The organism is Methylobacterium sp. CM6247 (assembly GCF_054817925.1).
Window position 1 is genome coordinate 2,221,280 of record NZ_JBTXKX010000003.1, and the last position, 23,721, is coordinate 2,245,000.

Below are 23,721 nucleotides of genomic sequence, written 5' to 3' on the forward strand. Positions count from 1 at the left end.
GGCTTTTTTTTCGCCGCGGCGGCCATGGCGCACCCGTGGCACAAGTGTGTCCTTTCTGCGCCGATGGCCGGGCAACCGATCGGCGACATGGTGAAGATAAGCTTAACCCTCTTCCGGCAGGATTCCGGCTCGCGCTAGTGTGGGGTGATTCCTCATCTGGAGGTAACCCCGCGGCCGCCTTTCGGGCGTCTGGCGGGATGGGCGCAACTGCGCCTCAGCGACGGTTCGTAGGGGCGGTACGTGTCATGAGGGTCGATGAAACGGCACGCCTGAACGGGCGTGTCGGCGCTGCCGTCGTCTCTGTCGCTGCCGGTGTGGCGGCGGGCGTCATGGTGGCCGGTCACGCCATGGCGGCGTCCGGCGAGAGTACGGCCATGCCGTCGCCCACCGCCGCGACGCTCGGAGCCGGCTATGTCGGCGACCAATCCTCGTGGGTGATCGGCCTGCCCTTGCACATGCACAATGCCACCGGCCTCGCGATCCTCATCGGCCTCATCATCTTCGCGACCATCCTGTCCCTGCTGCACCTGCGCGAGCGCGGACGCTGGACCCGGCGTGAGCGCGAACTCATCGCCGATCTCGACACCCTGCGCAGTTCCGAAGACCGGGCCGAGATGCTGCTCGGTGCCGAGCGGCAGGTCATCGTCACCTGGTCGGGGCGTGGCGAGCCCGTCATCGAGGGCGACCTCACCCTCGCCTTCGACGGCAACCGCGTGAAACCGGGTCCCGCCGGGCTGATCCTGGCTTTCGGGACATGGCTTCTGCCGGCGGATGCGGGCGCCATCGAAGCGTCTCTCGACGCTCTGCGCGAACGCGGCGCCGGATTCCGCATGACCGTCCGCGCCCAATCCGGGCGGATCGTCGACGCGCACGGGCAGGCCCTGGCCGGTCGCGCCCTGCTGCGCCTGCGCGAGACCACCGAGGAGCATCGCGAACTCGCCGAATTGCGCGAAACGCTCGACGAGACCAAGCGCGGTCTCTCCGCCCTCGCGAACCTGCTCGACGCGATTCCCCAGCCGGTCTGGCGGCGCAACCGAGACGGCGGCCTCGCCTGGGTCAACACCGCTTATGTCGCCGCCGTCGAAGCCGGCAGCCGCGAGGCGGCGGTCGCCGAGGGGATCGAACTGCTCGACCGTCAGGCGCGGGATCTCATCGCCCGCGGTGAGGGCGACCGCACCGCGTCCGGGGGCAGGGCGGCAAAGCGACTCTCGGCGGTGGTGGCCGGCGGGCGCCGCATCCTCGACGTCACCGAGGCGGCCATCGATTCAGGCCGCGTCGGAATCGCCGTGGATGTCTCCGAATTGGAGAGCGTCCGCGCCGACCTGCAGCGCCAGATGGACGCCAATGTCCGCACCCTCGACCAGCTTCCCACCGCCGTGGCGATGTTCGATGCGCGCCAGCGATTGATCTTCCACAACGCCGCCTACCGCCAGCTCTGGAGCCTCGATCAGGCGTTCCTCGATTCCGGCCCCCTCGACGGCGAGATCCTCGACCATCTGCGCGCGGCCCGGAAACTGCCCGAACAGGCGGATTTCAGAGCCTGGAAAGCCGACGTGCTCGCCGCCTACCGCGCTGTCGAAGCCAGTGAGACCTGGTGGCATCCGCCGGACGGACGTTCGCTGCGCGTCGTCGCCGACCCGAACCCGCAAGGTGGCCTGACCTACCTGTTCGACGACGTCTCCGAGAACGTGAAGCTCGAATCCCGCTACAACGCCCTGATGCGGGTCCAGGCCGAGACGCTGGACACGCTCAAGGAACCGGTGGCGGTGTTCGGCGCCGACGGACGCCTGACTTTCGCCAATCGCGCCTTCTCGACATTGTGGCGCCTGGATCAGGAGACCCTTGGCGAGCGTCCGCGCGTGGATGTGGTGATCGAGGTCTGCCGGAGGCTCTCGCCGGACGAGGAGCCCTGGCTCGACATCCGTGGCGCCATCACCGGCCTCGAGAGCCGGGCAGGCCTCACCTGTCGTCTGGAGATCGTGGATGGCACGGTGCTGGATTGCGCCGCACAGCCCCTGCCGGAGGGAGCGACGCTCCTCACCCTCATCGACGTCACGGCCAGCGTGAACGTGGAGCGGGCACTGACCGACAAGAACGATGCTTTGGAACGGGCCTCTCAGCTCCGCGACACCTTCGTCCACCACGTCTCCTACGAGCTGCGTTCGCCGCTCACCAACATCATCGGCTTTACCCAGCTTCTCGGCGACGAGACCGTGGGCGCGCTCAACGAGCGCCAGCGCGAGTATTCCGACCACATCATGCGCTCGTCGGGTGCGTTGCTCGTGATGATCAACGACATTCTCGATCTCGCCTCGATCGATGCCGGCTCGCTCGAACTCGCCCGCGAAGTCATCGACGTCCGGGCGACCGTAGAGGCGGCCACTCGCGGCCTGGAGGATCGCCTCGCCGAATCCGCCATCAGCCTCGATCTCGACATGCCCGACGACATCGGCAGTTTCGTCGCCGACGGAAAGCGCGTGCGGCAGATTCTGTTCAACCTGCTCTCGAACGCCGTCGGTTTCTCCTCCCCCGGCCAACTGGTTCGGGTGACGGCCCGCCGGACTGAGTCGGAACTCACGCTCACCGTGCGCGACGAGGGCCGCGGGATGCCGGAAGACGTCGCCGCGCGGGTGTTCGACCGGTTCGAGAGCCGCACGCTGGGAACCCGTCATCGCGGAGTCGGCCTCGGCCTCTCCATCGTGCGCTCCTTCGTCGAGCTCCACGGCGGCTGGGTAGAGCTCGCCTCCAAGCCCGGTGGCGGCACCCGCGTGACCTGCACGTTTCCCGTGGACAATCCGGAGCCCAAGCGCGCGGCGGCGGAGTAGCCGCATCCGCGTCATCCCTCGTAAAAACGCGGCCGCGCGGATTGCGCCGCTGGCCCGGACGCGCGGCACCCCTTAGGGTGCGTGACGATTTTGTTTAAGGATGCCCGCGTTAGATGAGCTGCTCGCCTTGCGTCCCGGCCATTCCATGGTCCGGCGTCGAGGCGGTCTAGCGAATGGCGCGGACGGAGGATGTGGCGGTGAGTGAGGACGGTTCGGGCGAGACCCGGCGCGAGACCAAACCCGCCTGGGCCTTTGTCCTTCCCGACGAGGGCGCGACGGAGGATCTCGGCCGCTTCCTCGCCGAATTCCTGCAGCCGGGCGACATCGTCGCGCTGTCCGGAGGGCTCGGTGGCGGCAAGACCACCCTGGCGCGGGCGTTGATCCGCGAACTCACGGGCGATCCGGAACTCGAAGTGCCGAGCCCGACCTTCACCCTGATCCAGCCTTACGAAGCGAAGAATGGCCGGCAGATCGTCCATGCGGACCTCTATCGCTTGCGCGGTCCGGACGAGTTGGTGGAGCTCGGCTTCGACGAGATGACCGATACGGCGATCACCCTGGTGGAATGGCCCGAGCGCCTCGGTCAGCGCGATGGCCCGATCCTGACCGTGGACCTGTCGCTGCGGCCGGAATTCGGGGAGGGCTCGCGTTTGGCCCGCATCGACGGCCAGGGCGAGATGCGCGCCCGCATGAAGCGCGCCCGCGCCCTGCGCGCTTTGCTCGACCGCAGCGGCTGGGACGAGGCGGAACGCATCCTCATGCAGGGTGATGCGTCCTCCCGGCTCTATGAGCGTCTGGTGAAGCCGGACGGGACCAAGGCCGTGCTGATGATTTCCCCGGCCCGGCCCGATGGCCCGCCGGTGCGCAACGGCAAGCCCTATAGCGCCATCGTCAAGCTCGCCGAGAGCGTCCACGCCTTCGTCGGCGTCGACCGTGGCCTCCGCGCCCTCGGCTTCTCGGCGCCCCGCATCTACGGCGAGGATCTCGACGAAGGCCTGCTCATCATCGAGGATCTCGGCTCGGAACCGGTGGTGGATGCCAACGGGCCGCGCCCCGAGCGTTACGCCGAGGCGGTGCGCCTCCTGGCCAAGCTCCATGCCACCGAGCTTCCCGGGGTTCTCCCCGTCGCCGACGGCATCGACCACGTCCTGCCGCCCTACGATCTCGAAGCCCTGCTGTTCGAGACCGAACTCCTACCGGACTGGTACTGCCCCTCGGTGCGGGGTGCCTCGCTGCCCACGCCCGCCCGCTCCGAATTCGTGGCGCTCTGGGCCGAGGTCCTGCGCGGGGTCGAGCCGGAGCGTCCGACCTGGACCCTGCGCGACTATCATTCGCCGAACCTGATCTGGCTGCCCGACCGCGAGGGGCTGGAGCGCATCGGCGTCATCGACTTCCAGGATGCCGTCCTCGGCCACCCGGCCTACGATCTCGCCTCGCTGCTGCAGGACGCCCGCGTCGACGCCACGGCGGATTTCGAGCTGCGCCTGCTCGGCCTCTATGTGCGCGAGCGGCGCAACCGCGAGCCCGATTTCGACATGCAGGGCTTCGCGCGAGCCTATGCGGTGATGGCGGCGCAGCGCGCCACCAAGATCCTCGGCATCTTCGCTCGCCTCGACAAGCGGGACGGCAAGCCGGCCTATCTCGCGCATCTGCCGCGGATCGAGGGCTATCTCGCCCGCAATCTCGCCCATCCGGCGCTCACCCGCCTGCGCCTCTGGCACCAGGAGCACCTGCCGCATCTCGTGAGCGAGGCGGCTCCGGACGAAGGCGAGGCCTGACGTAGCTCCCGCCCGATAGCCGGGGGGTGGGGCCGCGCTTTCGGGCTTGACCCGGGGAGCGAGTTCCCCACGATGCCGCCGCACCCGCTGGTGCTTCGCGATCATCGCCCCGGATGTCTCATCCGGGACGATGCCACAGCCCTCGCGCCCGAGACGCCGACGGAATGTCCGACAGCCCCGTGCCCGCCATCAATCAGGCCTTCGTCCTTGCCGCCGGCCTCGGCAAGCGCATGCGTCCGATCACGGCGACGGTGCCCAAACCGCTGGTCGAAGTGGCCGGCCGTGCCCTGCTCGACCACGCGTTGGACAGGGCGGCGGAAGCCGGCATCATGGATGCGGTGGTCAACGTCCACTACCTCGCCGACCTGCTCGAAGGGCATCTGGCCCGCCGCCGCACCGCTCCGGCGATCCGGATCTCCAATGAGCGCGAGGCGCTGCTCGAGACCGGAGGCGGCGTGAAGAAGGCGCTGCCGCTACTCGGCGCCGCTCCCTTCGTCGTGCTCAATTCGGATTCGTTCTGGCTCGAAGGGCCCAAGCCCAATCTCGGCCGTCTCCTCGAAACCTGGGAGCCGGAGCGGATGGACATCCTGCTCCTCGTCGCGCCGACGGCGACGAGCCTCGGCTACGAGGGCAAGGGTGATTTCGTGATGAATGCCGGTGGCGCGCTCCAGCGTCGCGGCGAGCGCGAGGTGGCGCCCTTCATCTATGCCGGTGTCGCCATCCTCAAGCCGGAGCTCTTCGCCGACACGCCGGAAGGTTCGTTCTCCCTCAACCTGCTGTTCGACCGCGCCATCGAGAGGGAGCGGCTGTTCGGCCTGCGCCTCGACGGCCAATGGCTCCATGTCGGAACCCCGGAGGCGATCGAGGCCGCCGAGGCGCGGGTGAAGGCGAGCGCGCAGGTACAGTGACGCGAACCGATCGGACTGACGGAATGACAGAGTCCCACGTCTTCACGATCCCGCCCAGCGCCCCTTTCCTGCCGACCCTCGCCGAGGCGCTGATCTCCGGTCAGCTCGTGGGGAATGTCTCCGGCGATCCCTTCGCCCTTGCCAGCGTCACCCTCTATCTCCCCACGCGACGCGCCACGCGGGCGCTCTCCGCGATCCTGGCGGAGCGGGTCGGCAGTGCGCTGCTGCCACGCCTGATCCCGTTGGGCGAGGCGGACGAGGCCGAACTCGACGTCGCCGCGAACCCCTTGCTGGAAGACGGCGCCGACCAACTCGCCCCGGCGATGCCGCCCCTGGAACGCCGGCTGATTCTCGCCCGCCTCGTCCAGGCCTGGGCCGAGACCATCGATCGCAAACTTCTCCCCATGGGCGACGATGTCCCCTTCGTCGTCCCCTCCTCGCCGGCGGATGCGGTCTATCTCGCCTCGGATCTCGAAAAGCTGATGGACGCCCTCACCGTGGAGGGTGTGCCCTGGACCGAGATCGCCGGGGCGGTGGAGGCCGAGTACTCGCAGTATTTTGGCCTGACCCTGGATTTCGTGCGTATCGCAGCCGAGAACTGGCTCAAGATCCTGCACGACCGCGCCTTGAGCGATCCGGTGGCCCGCTCGCGCACCCTCATCCTCGCGGAGGCGACGCGGCTGCGGCGCGACAAGCCTGCGGATCCAGTCATCATCGCGGGCTCCACAGGGTCGGTGCCGGCGACAGCCAAGCTGATCGCCGCCATCGCTGCCCTGCCGAGGGGCGCGGTGGTGCTGCCCGGTCTCGATCTCGATCTCGACGAGTCGGGCTGGAACGCCATCGAGACGGGGGAGGGGGCGGAGCGTGAGATCGCCCACGGCCATCCGCAGGCCATCCTGCATCGCCTCCTCGGCCCCGGCTGCCTCGATCTCGACCGGGGCGCGATCGCCTCTCTCGGACAAGCGACGCCACACGGCCGAGCACGGACGGCCCTGTTGTCCCAGGCCCTGCGCCCGGCCGAGACCACCGACGCCTGGTCGGACCTCACCGCCGATGAACGGCGCGAGACCGCCGAGACCGGCATGGCGGGCATCGCGGTGATCGAGGCGGCCGACGAGCGCGAAGAAGCCCTCGCCGCCGCCATCGCGCTGCGCGAGACGCTGGAGACGCCCGGCGCCACCGCCGCCCTCGTCACCCCCGACCGCAACCTCGCCATACGGGTGGCGGCCGAACTCGCGCGCTGGGGCATCGTCGCCGAGGATTCGGCCGGCGAGGCGCTCTCCGTCAGCCCGGCCGGGCGTCTGGCGCGCATGGCGGCCGAGATGGCGGCGGATTTGAAGCCGCATCGGGTGATCTCACTCCTGGCGCATCCGCTGGTCCACCTGTCGATGACGCGGGAGGAGGTCCGGCGCGGCGCGGCCGCCCTCGAGATCGGAGCCCTGCGAGGGCCGGCACCGGCTCCGGGATTCGACGGCTTGCGTCGTGTGCTCGCCGACCGGCGAAAGGCGACGGGACGCATCCCCCGCGCCCAGCGCCGCCTCACCGACATCGATTGGGACCTGGCGGCCCGGATCGTCGATGGCCTCGAACAGGCGTTCGACGGATTCCTTCGCTCCGAGGAGGAGGGGAGCGCCGATCTGGTGGCCCTGGGGCGCAGCCATGCGGCGGTGTTCGAACGCCTGATCGCCCGGCCCGAGGGCGAGGACCCGGTGGAGGACAACTCGCTCTGTGTCCTCGATACCCTGTTCGACGACCTGTCCACCTCGGAGCCCGGCCTCCTGCCGGGAATGCCCCTCGACTATCCGGCTTTCTTCACGGCGTTGGCGCGCGAGCGGGTGGTGGCCTGCGGCGGCGAGCGCCCCCATCCGCGCCTGCGCATCCTCGGCCTCCTCGAAGCCCGACTGCTCGATGCCGACCGCATCGTTCTCGGCGGGCTCGACGAAGGCGTCTGGCCGATGAAGACCGTCACCGATGCGTTCCTCAACCGGCCCATGCGCGAGCGCATCGGCCTCAATCCGCCCGAGCGGCGGATCGGGCAGACCGCCCATGATTTCGTGCAGGCGCTCGGCTGCCACGATGCCGTCATCACCCGCTCGGCCAAGCGCGAAGGGGCGCCGACGGTGCCGTCGCGCTTCATCCAACGGCTTCAAGCCTTCGCCGGCGAGGCCTGCTGGGACCGTGCCCGCGAGAACGGCCGGCGCTTCCTCGGCTATGCCGGAGCGCTCGACCGCGGGGAGGGGCCAGTCCCCCCGCGCCTGACCCAGCCGAAGCCGAAGCCCGACCCGGCCTTGTTCCCCCGGAGCCTCAGCGTCACCGAGGTCGAGACCCTGGTGCGCGACCCCTACATCATCTTCGCCCGGCACGTGCTCGGGCTCGATCCGCTGGAACCCGTTACTGGCCGCCCCGGCGCCAGCGAGCGCGGAACGCTGATCCACGCGGTGCTCGGCGATTTCGCGCAGACCTATCCCGACATCCTGCCGGAGGACGCGGCAGAGCGTCTGCGCGCCCTCGCCGATGACGAATTCGCCGAGATTCGGCAGGACTTCCCGGAACTCTACGCCGAATGGTGGCCGCGCTACGAGCGCCTCGCCGCCGAGTTCCTGGACTGGGAGACCGAGCGCCGTCCGGCCCTGGACCGGGTGCGGGCCGAGATGTTCGGCCGCTGGGCGCTTCCCATGGGCAAGGACACGTTCACGCTTCGCGGGCGGGCCGACCGGATCGAGCAGCGTCGCGACGGAACCGCCTGCATCGTCGATTTCAAGACCGGACAGCCGCCGAGCAACAAAGAGGTCTTCGCCGGTTTCTCACCCCAGCTCACCCTGGAAGCGGCGATGCTGAAGGCCGGCGCGTTCGACGGCGTGACGCGGACCCGAGAGACGCCGGACCTGCTCTACGTCCATGCCACCGGCGGCCGGAAGCCGTTCGAGCCGCTCGCCGTCAAGCCGCCGCGCGGCGACCCGCGCACCCTGGACGCCATCGTCGAGGAGCATGAGCGGCGGTTTCGCGGTCTCGTCGCCCGCTTCATGGCGGGGGAGGCGGCCTATGTCTCACGACCCTACCCGAAATATGCCAGGTCCTACGGCGATTACGACCACCTCGCCCGCGTGCTGGAATGGTCGCTGGCCGGGGAAGGCGAGGGGTGAGGACGTCCTTCCTTCCCGAGAATGCGGACCCGAGACGATCGAGGGTGCTTTGATGTCCCACCCGAGGAAATCCGCGAATCGCGGGGAGTGCGTCTAAGCGGGAATCCGTTCCGCCCCATGGTTCGGGCAGAGATTCGCCTCCACGGTGATGTGCGAGAGCCCTTCCAGATCGGCGAGCTTCGCCTTGTACGCCGCCGGTGCCTGCGGGTGGTCGGACACCAGCGAGACGATCAGCCCGGTATGGCCGGGGCCGAGGCGCCAGAGGTGGAGATCGGTGATCGTGTCGCCGTTCGTTTCCAGCCGCGTCCGCACGGAGTGGGCGAGATTCCGGTCCGGCACCGCATCGAGCAATGTCGCGCCGGCGGAGCGGATCAGGCTCCAGGACCATGCGACGATCACCGCCGCGCCGACCAGGCCCATGGCCGGATCGAGCCAGGCGATGCCGAGATAGCGGCCCGCCAGCAGGGCGGCGATGGCCAGCACCGATGTCAGCGCATCGGCCAGGACGTGGACATAGGCCGCCCGTAAGTTTGTATCCCCGTGATCGGCATGGCCGTGCCCCTCGTGATGGGCGTGGCCGTGATCGTGATCGTGGTGATGTCCGTGGTCGTGCCCGTCGCCGTGAAGCAGCCAGGCGCTGGCGAGGTTCACGAGGAGGCCGAGGATCGCGATCGGCAGGGCTTCGCCGAAGGCGATGGCCTGAGGATTGCCGAGGCGCGTGAGACTCTCGTAGCCGATGGCCAGCGCGATCATGGCGAGGATGATGGCACTGGCGAAGGCGGACAAATCCCCGAGCTTGGCGGTGCCGAAGGCGAAGCGCGGGTCGTCGGCATGAAGACGGGCGAAGCGATAGGCCAGGGCCGCGATACCGAGCGCCGCCGCGTGGGTGGACATGTGCCAGCCGTCGGCGGTGAGGGCCATCGAGCCGAAGATCGTCCCGCCCACGATCTCGGCCACCATCATCGCCAGGGTGAGGCCGACGACGAGAACGGTCCGGCGCTCGTTGCGCGCATGCGATGTCCCGAGGAAATCGTGGCGGTGCCGCCAGGTCTCGATGCTGTGGCTGTGCATGAACGGGGTGCCCTGAAAGAATCGTCCCGCCGAACATAGGGTGCTTTGGCGGGGCGATCATCCTTCTCTATGAAGAGACGGAGCCAAGCCCGGAGCAGACAGGTTGCCCTTCGTCGTCGACGATCTCACCAAGGCGAGCCAGCGCCGCGCCGCCGATCCCCTTGCCTCGGCCTGGGTCTCCGCCAATGCGGGGGCGGGAAAGACCAAGGTTCTCACCGACCGCGTCGTGAGACTCCTGCTGAACGGCGCGCCGCCGGCACGCATCCTGTGTCTCACCTTCACCAAGGCCGCCGCCGCGAACATGTCGATCCGGGTGTTCCGCACCCTCGGGCGTTGGGTCACCCTCGACGATGCCGCGCTGACGGCCGAACTCACCGAACTGACCGGCAAACCGCCCGCCCGCCGTCTGCTGAAAGTGGCGCGGCGCCTGTTCGCCCGTGCCGTCGAAACGCCGGGCGGCCTCAAGATCGAGACCCTGCACGCCCTGTGCGAGCGTCTGCTGCACATGTTCCCGTTCGAGGCCAACGTTCCCGCCCGTTTCCAGGTGCTGGACGAGAACCAGGCCTCCGACATGTTCGCCGCCGAGACCGACAGGGTGCTCGCCCTGGCGATGACGGCGAGGAACCCCGAACTCCGTGCGGCCTGGGACCGCGTCGGGCCGGAGGCCACGGGCGACACCCTGCGCTCGGTCCTGCGCGCGGCGATGCGGGCACGCGCCCTGTTCGACGGATCCGACGGGCTCGCCGCGCCGGTCGCGGCCCTGTCCGAGGCCCTGGGCCTGCGCGCCGCCGACACCGCGGAATCGATCCTGGAGCGGATGCTCACCGGGGGGCTCGACCAGTGGAGCGAGCTGGCGCAGCGCCTGCGCACGGGAAAATCCACCGATGAGGGGCTGGCCGACAAGCTCGTGGCCGCCGAGGCGGCGAAGGACCCCACTGAGAAGCTCGATCTCTACCGTTCGGTCTTCTTCACCGAGAAGGGGACGCCCAAAGCCGACAAGAGCCTCGGCACCAAGGATGTCCCCGCCGAGGTCAAGGAGGCCCTTCTCGCCGAGCGTGACAGGCTCGACCCGCTCTTCGATACGCTCCGCGCGGCGCGGGCGCTGGAGCGGACACAGGCCCTTTTCGTCCTAGCCTCGGAGATCCACCGCCGGGTGGAGAGCCAGAAGGCGCGGCTCGGCGCCCTCGATTTCGACGACCTCATCCACAAGGCCCTCGATCTGCTCTCGCGGGTCGATGCGACCTGGGTCCTGTACAAGCTCGATCGCGGCATCGATCACGTCCTGGTGGACGAGGCCCAGGACACCAATCCGCGCCAATGGGATATCCTGCGCCGCATCACCGCCGATTTCGCCAGCGGCGAGGGCGCCCGCGAGGTTCTTCGCACCCGTTTCGCGGTGGGTGACCCCAAGCAATCGATCTACAGTTTCCAGGGCGCCGAACCACGCGAATTCTCGACCGTGCATCGTGAATGGCGCACGGCCTCCGAGCAGGCCGGTCTGCCCTTCGAGGACGTGACGCTGAACCTGTCGTTCCGCTCGACGAAGGGCATCCTCCGCGCGGTGGACGCCACCTTCGCCGTGCCCGAACATTACCAGGGCCTGTCCTTCGACGATGCCGCCGTGGGCACCACGCATGAGACGGCCCGGCGGGACGCGCCGGGGGTGGTCGAGATCTGGCCGGTGGAAGTGCCCGCCGAGGAAGAGGAGCCCGATGCCTGGGCGGCACCGGTGGACGCCCCCGAAGCCAACGCGCCGTCCATCGTCACCGCCCGCCGGGTGGCGCGGGCGGTGAAGGCCTGGACCACCACCGGGGACGAGGGCGGCCGCGTCTGGCGTCCCGGGGACGTACTCGTCCTGGTGCGCAAGCGCTCGGCGGCGTTCGAGGAGGTGATCCGCGCCCTGAAGCTCTGCGGTGTGCCCGTGGCGGGCCAGGACCGCCTGGACATCACCGCCCATATCGCGGTGAACGACCTCGTCTCCATCGGCCGGGCGGGGTTGCTGCCGGCCGACGATCTCACCCTGGCCGGCGCCCTGAAGACGCCGCTGGTCGGGCTCGACGACGACGACCTCGTTCGCATCGCCGCCGGCCGCGAGGAGGCGGAGACGCTCGAGGATGCCCTGGCCCGCCACGCCGAAGCGGGCGATCCGGCCGCGAGACGCGGGCATGCGGCCCTCACATTGTGGATCGACCTGGCGGTCCGGCACGGGCCGTTCGGGTTCTACGCGAGCCTACTCGGGCCGCATGAAGGACGGATGCGGCTGGTATCCCGCCTCGGTGGCGAGGCAGGGGACGCCATCGACGTGTTCCTGATGAAGGCGGCCGAGGCCGAGCAGGCCTCCGAGGCTCCGTCCCTCGATTGCTTCCTCACCCGTTACGACATCACTCCCGGGCGCGGCGTCAACGGCCTCACCGTCAAGCGCGACCTCGAATCCGGTCGCAACGAGGTCCGGGTGATGACGATCCACGGCGCCAAGGGGCTCGAAGCACCCGTCGTGGTGATGATCGACGGATGCGAGCCGCTCGGGCGCAACGATCCGCAACTCCTCGCCATGCCGGGCGTGCGCGGCCAAGCCCTGCCGCCGGTCTGGGCCGGGTCGAAGTCGCAGGATACGCAGGCCGTCGCCGCCGCCCGGGCGGAGCATCAGGCCCGTGCCCGCGAGGAGCACAACCGTCTCCTCTATGTGGCCCTGACCCGCGCCGCGGACCGCCTCACCATCGCGCCCTATCGCGGCCATGAGGAGCAGGGCGAGAATGCCTGGTGCGAGATGGTGCGGAAGGGGTTGGAACAGGTCCTGGGGGCAGGCGAATCCATCGAGACCAGTTACGGCCCCGCGCTCCTTTGGCGCGAGGGCACAGCGGAACCCGTCGCCGCCCGGTCCTCTGCGGGTGATGAGGCGATCTCGTCGATTCCCCCATGGTTGCGACAAGTGGCGCGCAGCGAGGTCGAGGTCGCGCCGCCGCTCAATCCCTCCGGCGCACTCGGAGCGGCGGATGGGCAGCGCACGCTGCCGCGTCGGCAGGCGAACCCGCATGCCCGCCGCCGCGGTATCCTCATTCACTCGCTGATCGAACACCTTCCCCGCCTCGAGCGGCATCAGCGCGCGAGCGCTGCCTCCGCCTTCGTCAAGGCACGGGCGCCGTCTCTCTCGGTGGCGGAACAGGAAAGGTTGGTGAGGGACGTCCTGCGACTGGTGGAGGATCCTGCCCTGGAGGCACTCTTCGCCAGCGATGCGAGGGCTGAAGTCGCGGTCTCGGGACGCGTCAGCGTCGGCGGCGAAGACCGGGCGGTCTTCGGACGGATCGACCGCCTGAGCATCCGCCCCGACAGGATCGTGCTCGCGGATTTCAAGACGAGCCGACCACCGCCTGATCGCGCCCCGGTTCCGGGCGACGAGGCGGCGCAGGTCGCACTCTATGTGGCACTCCTACGGGACATCTATCCGGGACGTCCCGTCGAGGCGCTGCTGGTCTGGACCTCGGGGCCGGTCATCCGCCATCTCGGCGAGCCCACCATTTCGGCGGCGCTCGCCTCGCTGTCGAATCGTCCGGCTCAGCCCGGCATCAAGGCGTGAGCTTGAGGATCTGTCCGTCCGGGCCGTCCGTCACGGCATAGACCGACCCATCGCTGGCGACCTTCACGTCGCGGATGCGGTGATCGAGGGGGATGCGCTCCTCGGTCACCACCTTGTCGCCGTCGAGCTTCAAGGCGACGATGCCGCCGCTCACCAAGCCGCCGACGAGGAAGGCATCCTTCCAGGCCGGGAACAGGGTGCCGTTATAGAGTGCCATCCCGGACGGGCCGATGACCGGATCCCAGTAATAGACCGGCTGGACGGTGCCGCCCGCCTGGGTCTTACCTTCGCCGATCTTCTCGCCGCTATACTCGATGCCGTAGGTCACTTCCGGCCAGCCGTAATTCAATCCGGGCCGGGGACGATTGAGCTCGTCGCCGCCGCGCGGCCCGTGTTCGACGGTCCAGAGGCGTCCCTGCCCATCCAGGGCCGCGGACTGCACGTTGCGATGCCCGTAGGACCAGATTTCGGGCTTGGCCTTCTCACCACCCGTGAACGGGTTGTCCTTCGGTGCATTCCCGTCGGTGTCGATGCGGAAGACCTTGCCGAGGCCGCTGGTAAGGTCCTGGGCCTGGACGCGAGGTCCCTTGTCCGAGCGCTCGCCGACGGTGACGAACAGCTTGCCGTCCGGCGCGAAGACGAGGCGGGAGCCGAAATGCTTGTCGCCCTCATAGGACGGCGTCTGGCGGAAGATGACCTTCAGGGCGTCGAGACGGCCGCCATCTTTCTCCTCGATCAGCTTGGCGCGGGCCACCGTCGTTCCGTTGCCCTTATCGCGCGGCTCGGAATAGCTGAAATAGATGAGACGGTCGGAGACGAAGCTCGGGCTCAGCGCCACGTCGAGGAGACCGCCCTGGCCTCGCGCGTCCACCTTCGGAACGCCGGCGATGGGCTGGCCGAGCGTGCCGTCCTTGGCGACGATGCGCAGCTTGCCGGCCTTCTCCGTGACCAGCATGCGGCCATCCGGCAGGAACTCCATGGCCCAGGCGCTGTCGAGGCCCTTGGCGACGACGGCGCTCTGAACCTTGGTGGCCTCGAGGGGCTTCGGCGCACGGGTCTGGTTGGGAAGCAGGGGCTTGTAGGTGGTGTTGGCGGGTTCCGTTTCGGCGGGCTCTCCCCCCTTGGCCTCGTGCTGGGGCGCCGCGAAGGACTCGCCTCCGATCCTCGGCTGAGGCGTTCCGGAATTGCCATCCTGGGCGAACGCACCGGTGCCGAGGCTCAGGGCGGCGAAGGAGGCAAGCAAGGTCGGAGAGATGCGCGTCACGTGGTGATATCCTCCATGGCCGGCTTTCAGGAAACCAGCTCTTGGCCTGTTGCGAAGCTCGATCGCCGGACGGCGGCCGAACTCATCTCGCACCGGCTTCATAGGGGCGTGCGTGATGGAACGCTCGCCTCAAGGATCGCCGATCACAGGGTGAGATGGGGCGAGGCGATGGCTTTGGCGAGGGGCAACGTGATTCATGCGCCCCACATCCCGCCGGGTCGAACATCGGTGGATGATGCATGCGGGAATCGGACGGCTGTCCCGCCTTGGGCATCTTACGCCTTGACCGTCCCGGTTCACGTCGCCAACTCTCGTTCTCAAGCTGGCGCAGGCGATGTCGCGCCGCCCGTGGAATGTGAAAGGGATCGTGATGGCGACGGTAAAAGTGACCGACGCGAGCTTCGAGCAGGACGTTCTCAAGTCCGTCGAGCCCGTGGTCGTGGATTTCTGGGCGGAATGGTGCGGCCCCTGCCGTCAGATCGGCCCGGCTCTCGAAGAAATCTCCGCTGACATGCAAGGCCGGGTGAAGATCGCCAAGGTCAATGTCGACGAGAATCCCGGCATTGCCGCCAAATATGGCATCCGCTCGATTCCGACCCTTCTCATCTTCAAGGGCGGTGAGCTCGCGAGCCAGAAGGTCGGTGCGGCTCCGAAGGGCGATCTGTCCCGCTGGATCCAGGCCAGCGCCTGAGCGTACGCGCTAAGCTTTCGAGAAAAAGCCCGGCCGTTCATGGCCGGGCTTTTTTTTATGTCCGGTGGAGCGCATCGGCCGGTGCTTGCCGTGGTTCGGAAACGAAAAAACCCGGCCATAAAGGCCGGGCTTCTCCGTTTCGAGACCTGTGTCGACGTTGCGACGTATCGGCTTAGTACGAGCCGAACTTGTAGTTCAGACCGGCGCGGACGACAGCGAACTCGGACTCACGAGCCGTGACCGAACGGCTGAGCGAAAGGACGCCGTTGTCCGGGTTCAGCACCGAGCGCTCGGTGGCGTTACCCTTGTTCTCGAGGTTCACGTAGAGACCTTCGACCTTGAGCGTCACGGCTGACGAACGGAAGAAGTTCAGGAACGAGTCGACGGGGAGAGCGTACTCGATACCGCCACCAGCGGTATAGCCGGTGCGGAAGTCATCACGGCCGGTGCCGCCATCGCCATAAGCGAAGCCGCCGGTGCCGTAGAACAGAACGCGGTCGAAGGCGTAACCGACGCGGCCACGAACCGTGCCGAAGAAGTTCATCTCGTTGCCGGGAAGGCGAACCCGGACGCCAGCGGTGTCGACACCATTAGTGATGCTACCGTTTACGATCCGGCTCTTGTTGCCGAAGTCGGTGTACTGAGCGTCAGCCTCGAGACCAACGACCAGACCCGAACCGGGCGTGAACTGGTAGTTGTAGCCAACCTGACCACCGCCGACGAAGCCTTCGAGGTTGCTGTTGTTGTTGGTGGTGAGAACCAGCGTGTCACGGGTGAACGAGTTCAGCACCGAACCGCCCGGAAGAACGAAGCGATCGCTGTTGCTGCCGGCGTCGAAGCCGTAACCGGCGTTGATACCGAAGTAAGCGCCGGTCCAGGTGAACACCGGCACCGGCACGAAGACCGGCGGTGCAGCGCGACGCGGAAGGTCGGCGGCGGTGGCCGCTGCCGTGAGGGCCGTGAAGGCCGCGAAAGAGGTAAGAAGCTTTTTCATCGTTGATCCCCAGCGAGTTGCCCGATCCACAATCAAACTAGTCGATTTTGGGCAGCTGAGATGTAGCGCAGGAGCCACACCCAATGCCCGATGCCACAAGTGTGGCTGCTTCGGTGAAAAGCGGGGATCGTTTCGGGGCTTCGGCGAAGGACAATAAGGACAGACGTTGTCTCCGTCACGCCGCATCGGCGCCCGAGACTCTCGATCGCGGCGGTTGTCCAAGAAAAACGATGTTTTAACCCTGTCGGAAGCTGGCGACGATCCCGCCGGAGGGTTCGCCGGACTTCGCAATCGCGACGAACGCCCGAGCCGGCGACGAATCCACCGGCGCGATCAGGTCGGGGGCGTACCGTTGGCGGTCAGGACGTTGCCCGCGAGATAAAGCGAGCCGCAGATGAGGATGCGCGGCGGCTGCTCGAAGGCGAAGTCGGCGAGGCTTTCCAGGGCGGCCTCGACGCTGGAGGCCACATAGGCGGTGAGGCCGACATCGGCGGCGATCTGCGCCACCTCCTCGGCGGGGCGTGCCGCCATCTGACCTCCGATCGGGACCGCGATCAGACCACGCGCCAGCCCGACGAAGTTTCGCAGGAATCCCTCCGCGTCCTTCGTGCCGAGCAGGCCCGCCACCAGGACTAGCGGCACGTCGCTGCGCTCGCCGAGATCCGCCATCGCGGTCGCGAGAATGCGGCCGCCGTCGATATTGTGGCCGCCGTCGAGCCAGAGTTCCGCGCCGGCCGGTGCCATGTCGGCGAGGCGGCCGCGGTTGAGGCGCTGCAGGCGACCCGGCCACTCGACTTTGTTCAGACCGGTCTCGATGGCCTCGACGCCGATATCGCCGAATCCCGCGGCGCGCAGGGCGGCGATCGCCGTGGCGGCGTTGGTGAATTGATGACGTCCGTTGAGCCGGGGCTGCGGCAGGTCGAACAGGTCGAGCTCGTCCTGGTAGACGATCCGACCGCGCTCGGCATGGACGGAGAAATCCTGGTTGCCGACCCGGATCGGCGTGGCGCCGATCTCTTCGGCGAAGCGGCAGAGGACCGAATCCGCTTCCTTGTAATCCTGGGCGGCGATGATTGCCGGGCAGCCGCGTTTGAAGATGCCGGCCTTCTCCGTCGCCACCGCCTCGACGGTATCGCCGAGATATTCCGCATGGTCGCGGCCGATCGGCGTGACGACGGCCGCCGCCGGACGATCGATCACGTTGGTGGCGTCGACACGCCCGCCGAGGCCCACTTCGAGCAGGAGCACGTCCGCCGGAGCTTCCGAGAACAGGAGGAGGGCCGCGGCCGTGGTGATCTCGAACACCGTGATCGGTTCGCCGGCATTCGCGGCCTCGCAGCGCGCCAGGGCGTCGGCCAGCTGGTCCTCGGGCACGTAGCTGCCGCCGCCCACCGCGCCGATGCGGATACGCTCGTGGAATCGCACGAGATGCGGTGAGGTATAGACATGCGCTGCGAGACCGCCGGCTTCGAGGATCGCCCGCATGAAAGCGATGGTCGATCCCTTGCCGTTGGTGCCGGCCACATGAATGACCGGAGGCAGCTTGCGCTCAGGGTGTCCGAGCCGTTCGAGCAGGCGCTCGATCCGCCCGAGGGACAGATCGATCGTACGCGGATGAAGGGCCAGGAAGCGCGCCATCAGCGCGTCGGAAGAATCCATGGATCGGCTCGCCGTATCGCGCGTGGGCTCAAGCCGGTTCGGCAACGGCGCCCGCGCGCGCCGGTGTCGCCGCGGGCTGGTTCATCAGCAAACCGCAGAGCCGTGAGATCGTATCCTTCAGGGCATGCCGATGCACGACCTGATCGACCATTCCGTGTTCCTGCAAATACTCGGCACGCTGGAAACCGTCGGGCAGTTTCTCTCGGATTGTCTGTTCGATGACGCGAGGCCCGGCAAAGCAGATCAGGGCGCCGGGTTCGGCGAGATGGACATCGCCGAGCATGGCGTAGGAGGCGGTGACGCCCCCCGTGGTCGGGTTGGTGAGCACGACGATATAGGGAAGCTTCGCCGCCTTCAGCCGACGGACCGCCACCGTGGTGCGGGGCATCTGCATCAGCGAAAGGATGCCTTCCTGCATGCGCGCGCCGCCGGAGGCCGAAAACAGAATGTAGGGCGTGCGCTTGTCGAGGGCCGTCTCGGCGCCCCGCACGAAGGCTTCGCCCGCCGCCATGCCGAGGGAGCCGGCCATGAAGGCGAAGTCCTGCACGGCCAATGTCATCGGCAGGCCCGAGACCCGGCCGAAGCCGATCTTGAAGGCGTCCGGCATCCCGGTCTTCGCGCGGGCATCCTTCAGGCGGTCGGCGTAGCGCTTCTCGTCGCGGAACTTCAGCGGGTCCGTCGCCACTTCCGGCAGCGGCACGTCGATCCAGGTGCCCTCGTCGAACATCATCTTGAGGCGCGCTTGCGCGCTCATCTTCAGATGGTGCTCGGAGCCCGGGATGACCCAATGGTTCCCCTCGACTTCCTTATGGAACACCATCTGCCCGCTATCGGGGCATTTGACCCACAGGTTCTCTGGGGTCTCGCGCTTGAACAGGGTCTTGATCTTGGGGCGCACGACCTCCGAGATCCAGTTCATGGGTTCAACCATCGTCGACTGACCATTCTTGAGGGAAGGGGTCTCGGATGAGCCGGAGACCGGCTCGCGGAATTATCGGTCCGGGGCAGCGCTCAGGCGGAACGCCCGCGCACGCCCTCGGCCAGTTCGCGCACGAGGGCGCTCACCGCTCCGGCGGCGTCCCGGCCATCCACGACGGCCCGGTGGACCACGTCGACCAGAGCCGACCCGACGACCACCCCGTCCGCGCCCTTGGCGATCTCGGCCGCTTGCACGCCCGTCCGAACACCGAAGCCGACCACGACGGGCAACTCCGTATGATTGCGGATACGGCCCACCGCCTCGGCCACCCGGCCGAAATCCGGTGTCGCCGTGCCGGTGATTCCGTTGATCGACACATAATAGACGAAGCCGGCCGTGTTCGCGAGGACGGCGGGAAGGCGGCGCTCATCCGTGGTGGGCGTCGCCAGCCGAATGAAGGCCAGGCCCTTCGCCAGAGCCGGCAGACAGAGCTCGTCATCCTCCTCGGGAGGAAGGTCGACGACGATCAGCCCGTCGAGTCCCGCAGCGACCGCATCGTCGAGAAAGCGGTCGACGCCGTAGGCGTGGATCGGGTTGTAGTATCCCATCAGGATGACCGGCGTGGCGGTGTTGCCTTCGCGGAAACGACGGACGAGGCCGAGGGTCTTGACCAGGTCCTGTCCACCCTTCAGGGCGCGCAAGGCCGCCGCCTGGATGGCCGGCCCATCGGCCATCGGGTCGGTGAAGGGGAGCCCGAACTCGACGATGTCGGCGCCGGCCTCCGGCAGCGCCTGAAGCACCTTCAAGGAGGTCTCGGCATCGGGATCGCCCGCCATCACGTAGGTCACCAAGGCGGCGCGCTTCTCCGCGCGGCAGCGGGCGAAGGTGGCCTCGATGCGGGTCGGCATGGAGCCGGAGGCGTCCGGGTGCGAAGAAGTCTCTGACAGCGAAGGGGTCATGGTGCCTGCGTCTCGCGGGCTACCCTCGGGGGAGGGGCGGCCCAGGAACAAGCCGTCGCGCCTACACCATCGCGGCCTGCCCGTGAAGCGCGACGCGTCGAGCCGGCCGGCATCCGATGCGTCCACGACGTCGCCGGTGCGGATCGGGCGATGCTCCGTTTCGCGGCAAGAAAGCCTTAAGCTCCTTTCGAAAGTCGTCCTTCAATCTCACATGCGATCAAGGGGGTATGCGAGGGACCGGAATGGAGCGAGAGCGGGACGATGGGCGACGATGCCCCGCTGCGCCATGTCCGGGCCGGCGGCGATCCGCCCACGCTTCCGGACGGAGAGGTCGATGATCGCGCCGGAGGTCGTTCTCGTCCTTATCCCGCTGGCGGCCATGGCCGCGATTTACGCGGCTGCCCGCGCCCGGCGGCAACCGGCCGCCGACACGACCGAGATCGAGCGGCTTCAGGACAGCATCTGGCGGATCTCGGAGAGCGAGGAGCGCTACCGCGCCCTCGTTGAGGCGACCACCGACGTCATCGTCCAGCGGGACGCGCAGGGGCGCATCACATTCGCCAATGACGGATTCGGGCGTCTCTTCGGCGTGGAGCCCCTGACGTTGCTCGGCTCGACGGCCGAACTCGAGATCCTGGAGCAGGGAGTCCGCCACCAGCATCCCGACGGCGTCACCCGCGTGGAGATGCAGGTCCGCCCCGTCGACGGCATTCCACGCTGGTTCTCCTTCATCGAGACGCGCGTCACCGGTGTCGGCGGTCGCACGCAATGGCTGCGGGCGGGCTCCGACATCACCGAGCGGATCGAGTCCGCCCGCTCCCTCGATGAAGCGCTCCATCGGGCCGAGGCGGCCAATGTCGCCAAGTCGCGCTTCCTCGCCACCGTGAGCCACGAAATCCGCACGCCGCTCAACGGGATCCTCGGCATGGCCGATCTCGTCCTCGATACCGGCCTCGATGCCGAGCAGCGGACCTATGTGGAGGCGGTGCGGACGTCGGGCCGGGCCCTGCTGACGCTCATCGACGGCATCCTGGATTTCTCGCGGATCGAGGCAGGACGCCTCGACCTGTCGGCGGAGCCGTTCGATCTCCGCGCCGTGGTGGAGGGCGTGGTGGAGCTCCTCGCCCCCCGCGCGCAGGACAAGGGTATCGAGATCGCCATCGACGTGGCGGACGACGTCCCTATCGAATTCATCGGGGATGCGGACCGAATCCGGCAGATCGTGGTCAATCTCGCCGGCAACGCGATCAAGTTCACCAATCAGGGCGGGGTCGGCGTCACGATACGGTGGGCCGCCCCCGACATCGTCCTGGCGGTCTCGGATACGGGATCGGGCATTCCCGAGGCTCGCATCCCCGCTCTGTTCGAGGAATTCGAGCAGGGCGACAACAGCGCCAGCACCCGCCATGAGGGAACCGGCCTCGGCCTCGCCATCACCCGCCGCCTCGTCACGCGGATGGGTGGGGGCATCGATGCGCATTCCGTCATCGGCCGTGGCAGTATCTTCACCGTACACCTGCCCCTTCCCGTCGGCGTCCCGGCGGATAGTGAACCATCGACGGTGTCGCTGCAGGGCCGCAAGATCCTGATCGTCGCCGATTCGCCCTATCAGGCTCCGTTCCTCGCAAGGCGGCTGTCCCGGTCCGGCGCGTCGGCGGTGGTGGTGGCGAATGTCGAGGCCGGGCTCGATACGCTGTCCGGCGTGCCCTTCGACGCGGTGATCGCCGACCGTGCGCTGGGTGACGAGAACGTGCGCAGGCTCGCGGCGGAGGCGAAGCGACGGGGCGTGCGCTGCAGCCTCATTCTGCTCTCCCCCTTCGATCGGCGCGAGTTCGGTGCGCCGGGGGCGGCCGGCTTCGACAGCTATCTGATCAAGCCGGTGCGGGCGCGCTCCCTGTTCGACAGGCTCCTCGTGCCGACCTCGTCCATCGAGCATCCAGGCTCGTCCATTTCGGGTCCCAGCGCTGAAGCGGAACCGACGGAAAGCCCGCGCGCGGCCCCGCATATCCACGTGCTCCTCGCCGAGGACAATCCGATCAACGCACTCCTGGCCACGAGGGCGCTGGAGCGTCTCGGTGCCACGGTCGTTCTGGCGCGGGACGGGTCCGAGGCGTTGGCCCGGCTCGATCATCCCGCATCCCGGTTCGACCTCGCTCTCATCGACATCCGCATGCCGGGGATCGACGGTCTGGAAACGGCGCGGCGCCTGCGCGCCAGCGAGGCCGAGCATGGTCGCGCTCCGCTTCGATTGGTGGCCCTCACGGCCAATACCGGCCGCGAGGACGAGCGGGCGGCGCGCGAGGCGGGGTTCGACGAATTCCTGGCAAAACCCCTCGACCTCAAGGCCTTGCCCGCTCTCCTCGAACGCCGTTCCGCCGCGGCGGCCTGAGCGGCAATTCGCGTTGACAGCGCGCGGCGAGCAAGCGAACACGGGGCCATGCACGCACCCAACTCGCCTCCTCCCGATGCTTCGGCACCGTCGAACCGGGATGGTCTCGTGGCCTGGGCCGTGGCGGCAACGGTGGTGGTCACAATCCTGATCGGCACGTTCGCGCCTGCTTCGCACGGACGTTCCGGGCATGGTGCGGCGGCCATCGACGCATCCTGCGCCGAATGGAGCGACGGCTGCACAATCTGCCAGCGTTACGGCGAGGAGACGGCCTGCTCCCTTCCCGGCATCGCCTGCGTTCCGCAAGCAAAGCAGTGCCTGCGCCATTCCGGGGGATGAGCGAAGCGTCCGTGCCAGCCCGCCTTCGGTTCGCGCCGAGTCCCAACGGGCGGCTCCATCTCGGACACGCTTACTCGGCCCTGGTGAACGAGACATTCGCCGCGCGGCTCGGCGGTGACCTCTGCCTGCGGATCGAGGACATCGATCCGGTGCGCTCGCGCCCGGAACTGATCGCCGCCATCGAGGAGGATCTCGCCTGGCTCGGGATCGGGTTCAGCGGTGCCGTCCGGCGCCAGTCGGAGCATCTCCCGGCCTATCGGCATGCTCTGGAGGGGCTGCGTTCGCGCGGCCTCGCCTATCCCTGCTTCTGCTCCCGCGCCGCCGTGATCGAAGCCGCCGGACCTGTACCGTCCCGCGATCCGGACGGGGCGCCTCTGTATCCCGGCACCTGCCGCGTCCTGTCTCACGAGGAACGGGCGGCCCGCCTCGCCGCCGGCCTGCCGCATGGCTGGCGGCTCGACATGGCGCAGGCTCTCACGCGGAGTCCCGGCCAGCATCGCTTTCGCTGTCTCGATGCCGATCATGCGGAAACGAGCCATGTCGCCGATCCCGCCCGCTGGGGCGATGTGCTGATCGCACGCCGTGACGTCCCGACGAGCTATCACCTTTCGGTGGTGATCGATGACGCCGTCCAGGGGATCAGCCACGTGGTGCGCGGCGCGGACCTGTTCGCCTCCACCGATCTGCATGTCCTGCTGCAGGCTCTGCTCGGCTATGACGGCCCGGCCTATCATCACCACGCCCTCGTCCTCGGGCCGGACGGAATGAAGCTCGCCAAATCGCGCGGCTCGGAATCCCTCGGCGATCTGAGAGGGCAGGGCGTCACGCCGGCGGAGATACGACGACGACTCGGATTCGCGTGAGGCGAGGGCGCCTCATACCAAGTCTCACTGAACCCGACCCTTAAGTCGGGTTCAGTGAGGTCCGGCGGATGAAAGCCGCCGCGCCGTCGCGCGGGCAGACCTCGATGAGTCAGGTTCAGCGAGCTCTGGTATCAGCGCGTGGTCGTGCTCTGGGCCATGGCGGCGCCGGTACGGGATTTCTGCATCGTCCCGTCGATCTGCTCGCGCTGGCGCGTGAATTCGGTGAGCATCCGCCCATCGAGCTCGCGTCCGCGCGGTACGCGGATCTTCATCGGGTCCACGAAATGGCCGTTGATGATGACCTCGTAATGCAGATGCGCACCGGTGGAGAGGCCGGTGGAGCCG

At 68.1% G+C, this 23,721-nt stretch carries 16 protein-coding genes (1 of these 16 running past the window's edge); 9 read left to right on the top strand and 7 right to left on the bottom strand.

The window, feature by feature from the left end:
• The first annotated feature begins 245 nt into the window (after positions 1–245).
• From ACYQOP_RS11320 to addB, 4 genes are all read left to right on the top strand, one after another.
• Positions 246–2,825, top strand: coding sequence for an ATP-binding protein (locus ACYQOP_RS11320; RefSeq protein ID WP_461222419.1), 2,580 nt, complete (start codon positions 246–248; stop codon positions 2,823–2,825).
• Between the two features lie 173 nt (positions 2,826–2,998).
• Positions 2,999–4,603, top strand: a complete 1,605-nt coding sequence (gene tsaE, locus ACYQOP_RS11325; RefSeq protein WP_156467804.1) for a tRNA (adenosine(37)-N6)-threonylcarbamoyltransferase complex ATPase subunit type 1 TsaE — start codon at positions 2,999–3,001, stop codon at positions 4,601–4,603.
• Positions 4,604–4,767: 164 nt separating this feature from the next.
• The gene (locus ACYQOP_RS11330) at positions 4,768–5,511 is read left to right on the top strand and encodes a nucleotidyltransferase family protein (RefSeq protein ID WP_461222420.1); all 744 of its coding nucleotides are present in this window, start codon (positions 4,768–4,770) and stop codon (positions 5,509–5,511) included.
• A gap of 23 nt (positions 5,512–5,534) precedes the next feature.
• Positions 5,535–8,654 carry a double-strand break repair protein AddB gene (addB, locus tag ACYQOP_RS11335; RefSeq protein ID WP_461222421.1) on the top strand — a complete coding sequence of 1,040 codons (3,120 nt, stop codon included), beginning with the start codon at positions 5,535–5,537 and terminating at the stop codon, positions 8,652–8,654.
• Between the two features lie 93 nt (positions 8,655–8,747).
• Here addB and dmeF read toward each other — a convergent pair whose 3' ends face one another.
• Entirely contained in the window at positions 8,748–9,725 is a 978-nt protein-coding gene (gene dmeF, locus ACYQOP_RS11340; RefSeq protein WP_461222422.1) for a CDF family Co(II)/Ni(II) efflux transporter DmeF, read from the bottom strand.
• 103 nt (positions 9,726–9,828) lie between these two features.
• On the opposite strand from dmeF, the gene addA reads away from it, so the two are divergent.
• Positions 9,829–13,299 carry a double-strand break repair helicase AddA gene (gene addA / locus ACYQOP_RS11345; protein WP_461222423.1) on the top strand — a complete coding sequence of 1,157 codons (3,471 nt, stop codon included), beginning with the start codon at positions 9,829–9,831 and terminating at the stop codon, positions 13,297–13,299.
• Here the strand turns inward: addA and ACYQOP_RS11350 are convergent.
• Positions 13,289–14,563 (bottom strand): PQQ-dependent sugar dehydrogenase, encoded by a 1,275-nt coding sequence (locus ACYQOP_RS11350; protein WP_461222424.1) that lies wholly within the window; start codon positions 14,561–14,563, stop codon positions 13,289–13,291. The genes addA and ACYQOP_RS11350 overlap by 11 nt on opposite strands.
• A gap of 370 nt (positions 14,564–14,933) precedes the next feature.
• On the opposite strand from ACYQOP_RS11350, the gene trxA reads away from it, so the two are divergent.
• Positions 14,934–15,254: a thioredoxin gene (gene trxA, locus ACYQOP_RS11355; RefSeq protein ID WP_056429100.1), complete on the top strand. Its 321-nt coding sequence runs from the start codon at positions 14,934–14,936 to the stop codon at positions 15,252–15,254.
• Between the two features lie 172 nt (positions 15,255–15,426).
• Here the strand turns inward: trxA and ACYQOP_RS11360 are convergent, their stop codons facing one another.
• The 4 genes from ACYQOP_RS11360 to trpA form a co-directional block, all read right to left on the bottom strand.
• Positions 15,427–16,248, bottom strand: coding sequence for an outer membrane protein (locus tag ACYQOP_RS11360; protein ID WP_461222425.1), 822 nt, complete (start codon positions 16,246–16,248; stop codon positions 15,427–15,429).
• Positions 16,249–16,581: 333 nt separating this feature from the next.
• On the bottom strand, positions 16,582–17,907 hold the full coding sequence (locus ACYQOP_RS11365) for a bifunctional folylpolyglutamate synthase/dihydrofolate synthase (protein WP_056429106.1): 1,326 nt from the start codon (positions 17,905–17,907) through the stop codon (positions 16,582–16,584).
• A 28-nt stretch (positions 17,908–17,935) separates the two neighbouring features.
• The gene (gene accD / locus ACYQOP_RS11370) at positions 17,936–18,838 is read right to left on the bottom strand and encodes an acetyl-CoA carboxylase, carboxyltransferase subunit beta (protein WP_056429110.1); all 903 of its coding nucleotides are present in this window, start codon (positions 18,836–18,838) and stop codon (positions 17,936–17,938) included.
• Positions 18,839–18,918: 80 nt separating this feature from the next.
• The gene (gene trpA, locus ACYQOP_RS11375; RefSeq protein ID WP_207413164.1) at positions 18,919–19,734 is read right to left on the bottom strand and encodes a tryptophan synthase subunit alpha; all 816 of its coding nucleotides are present in this window, start codon (positions 19,732–19,734) and stop codon (positions 18,919–18,921) included.
• A gap of 385 nt (positions 19,735–20,119) precedes the next feature.
• Between trpA and ACYQOP_RS11380 the strand changes: the two genes are divergently transcribed.
• Genes ACYQOP_RS11380 through gluQRS form a run of 3 tightly spaced genes read left to right on the top strand, consistent with a single transcriptional unit; the run spans position 20,120 to position 23,376 of the window.
• Positions 20,120–22,174 carry an ATP-binding protein gene (locus tag ACYQOP_RS11380; RefSeq protein ID WP_461222426.1) on the top strand — a complete coding sequence of 685 codons (2,055 nt, stop codon included), beginning with the start codon at positions 20,120–20,122 and terminating at the stop codon, positions 22,172–22,174.
• Positions 22,175–22,222: 48 nt separating this feature from the next.
• Entirely contained in the window at positions 22,223–22,513 is a 291-nt protein-coding gene (locus ACYQOP_RS11385) for a hypothetical protein (RefSeq protein ID WP_207413166.1), read from the top strand.
• Positions 22,510–23,376: a tRNA glutamyl-Q(34) synthetase GluQRS gene (gene gluQRS, locus ACYQOP_RS11390; protein WP_461222427.1), complete on the top strand. Its 867-nt coding sequence runs from the start codon at positions 22,510–22,512 to the stop codon at positions 23,374–23,376. The genes ACYQOP_RS11385 and gluQRS overlap by 4 nt, the downstream gene beginning before the upstream one ends.
• 131 nt (positions 23,377–23,507) lie before the next feature.
• Here the strand turns inward: gluQRS and ACYQOP_RS11395 are convergent, their stop codons facing one another.
• On the bottom strand, positions 23,508–23,721 hold the final stretch of the coding sequence (locus ACYQOP_RS11395; RefSeq protein WP_461222428.1) for a peptidoglycan DD-metalloendopeptidase family protein. Its footprint extends 1,865 nt past the window's final position; the window shows 214 of its 2,079 coding nt (coding positions 1,866–2,079); its start codon lies off the right edge, out of view; it ends in the stop codon at positions 23,508–23,510.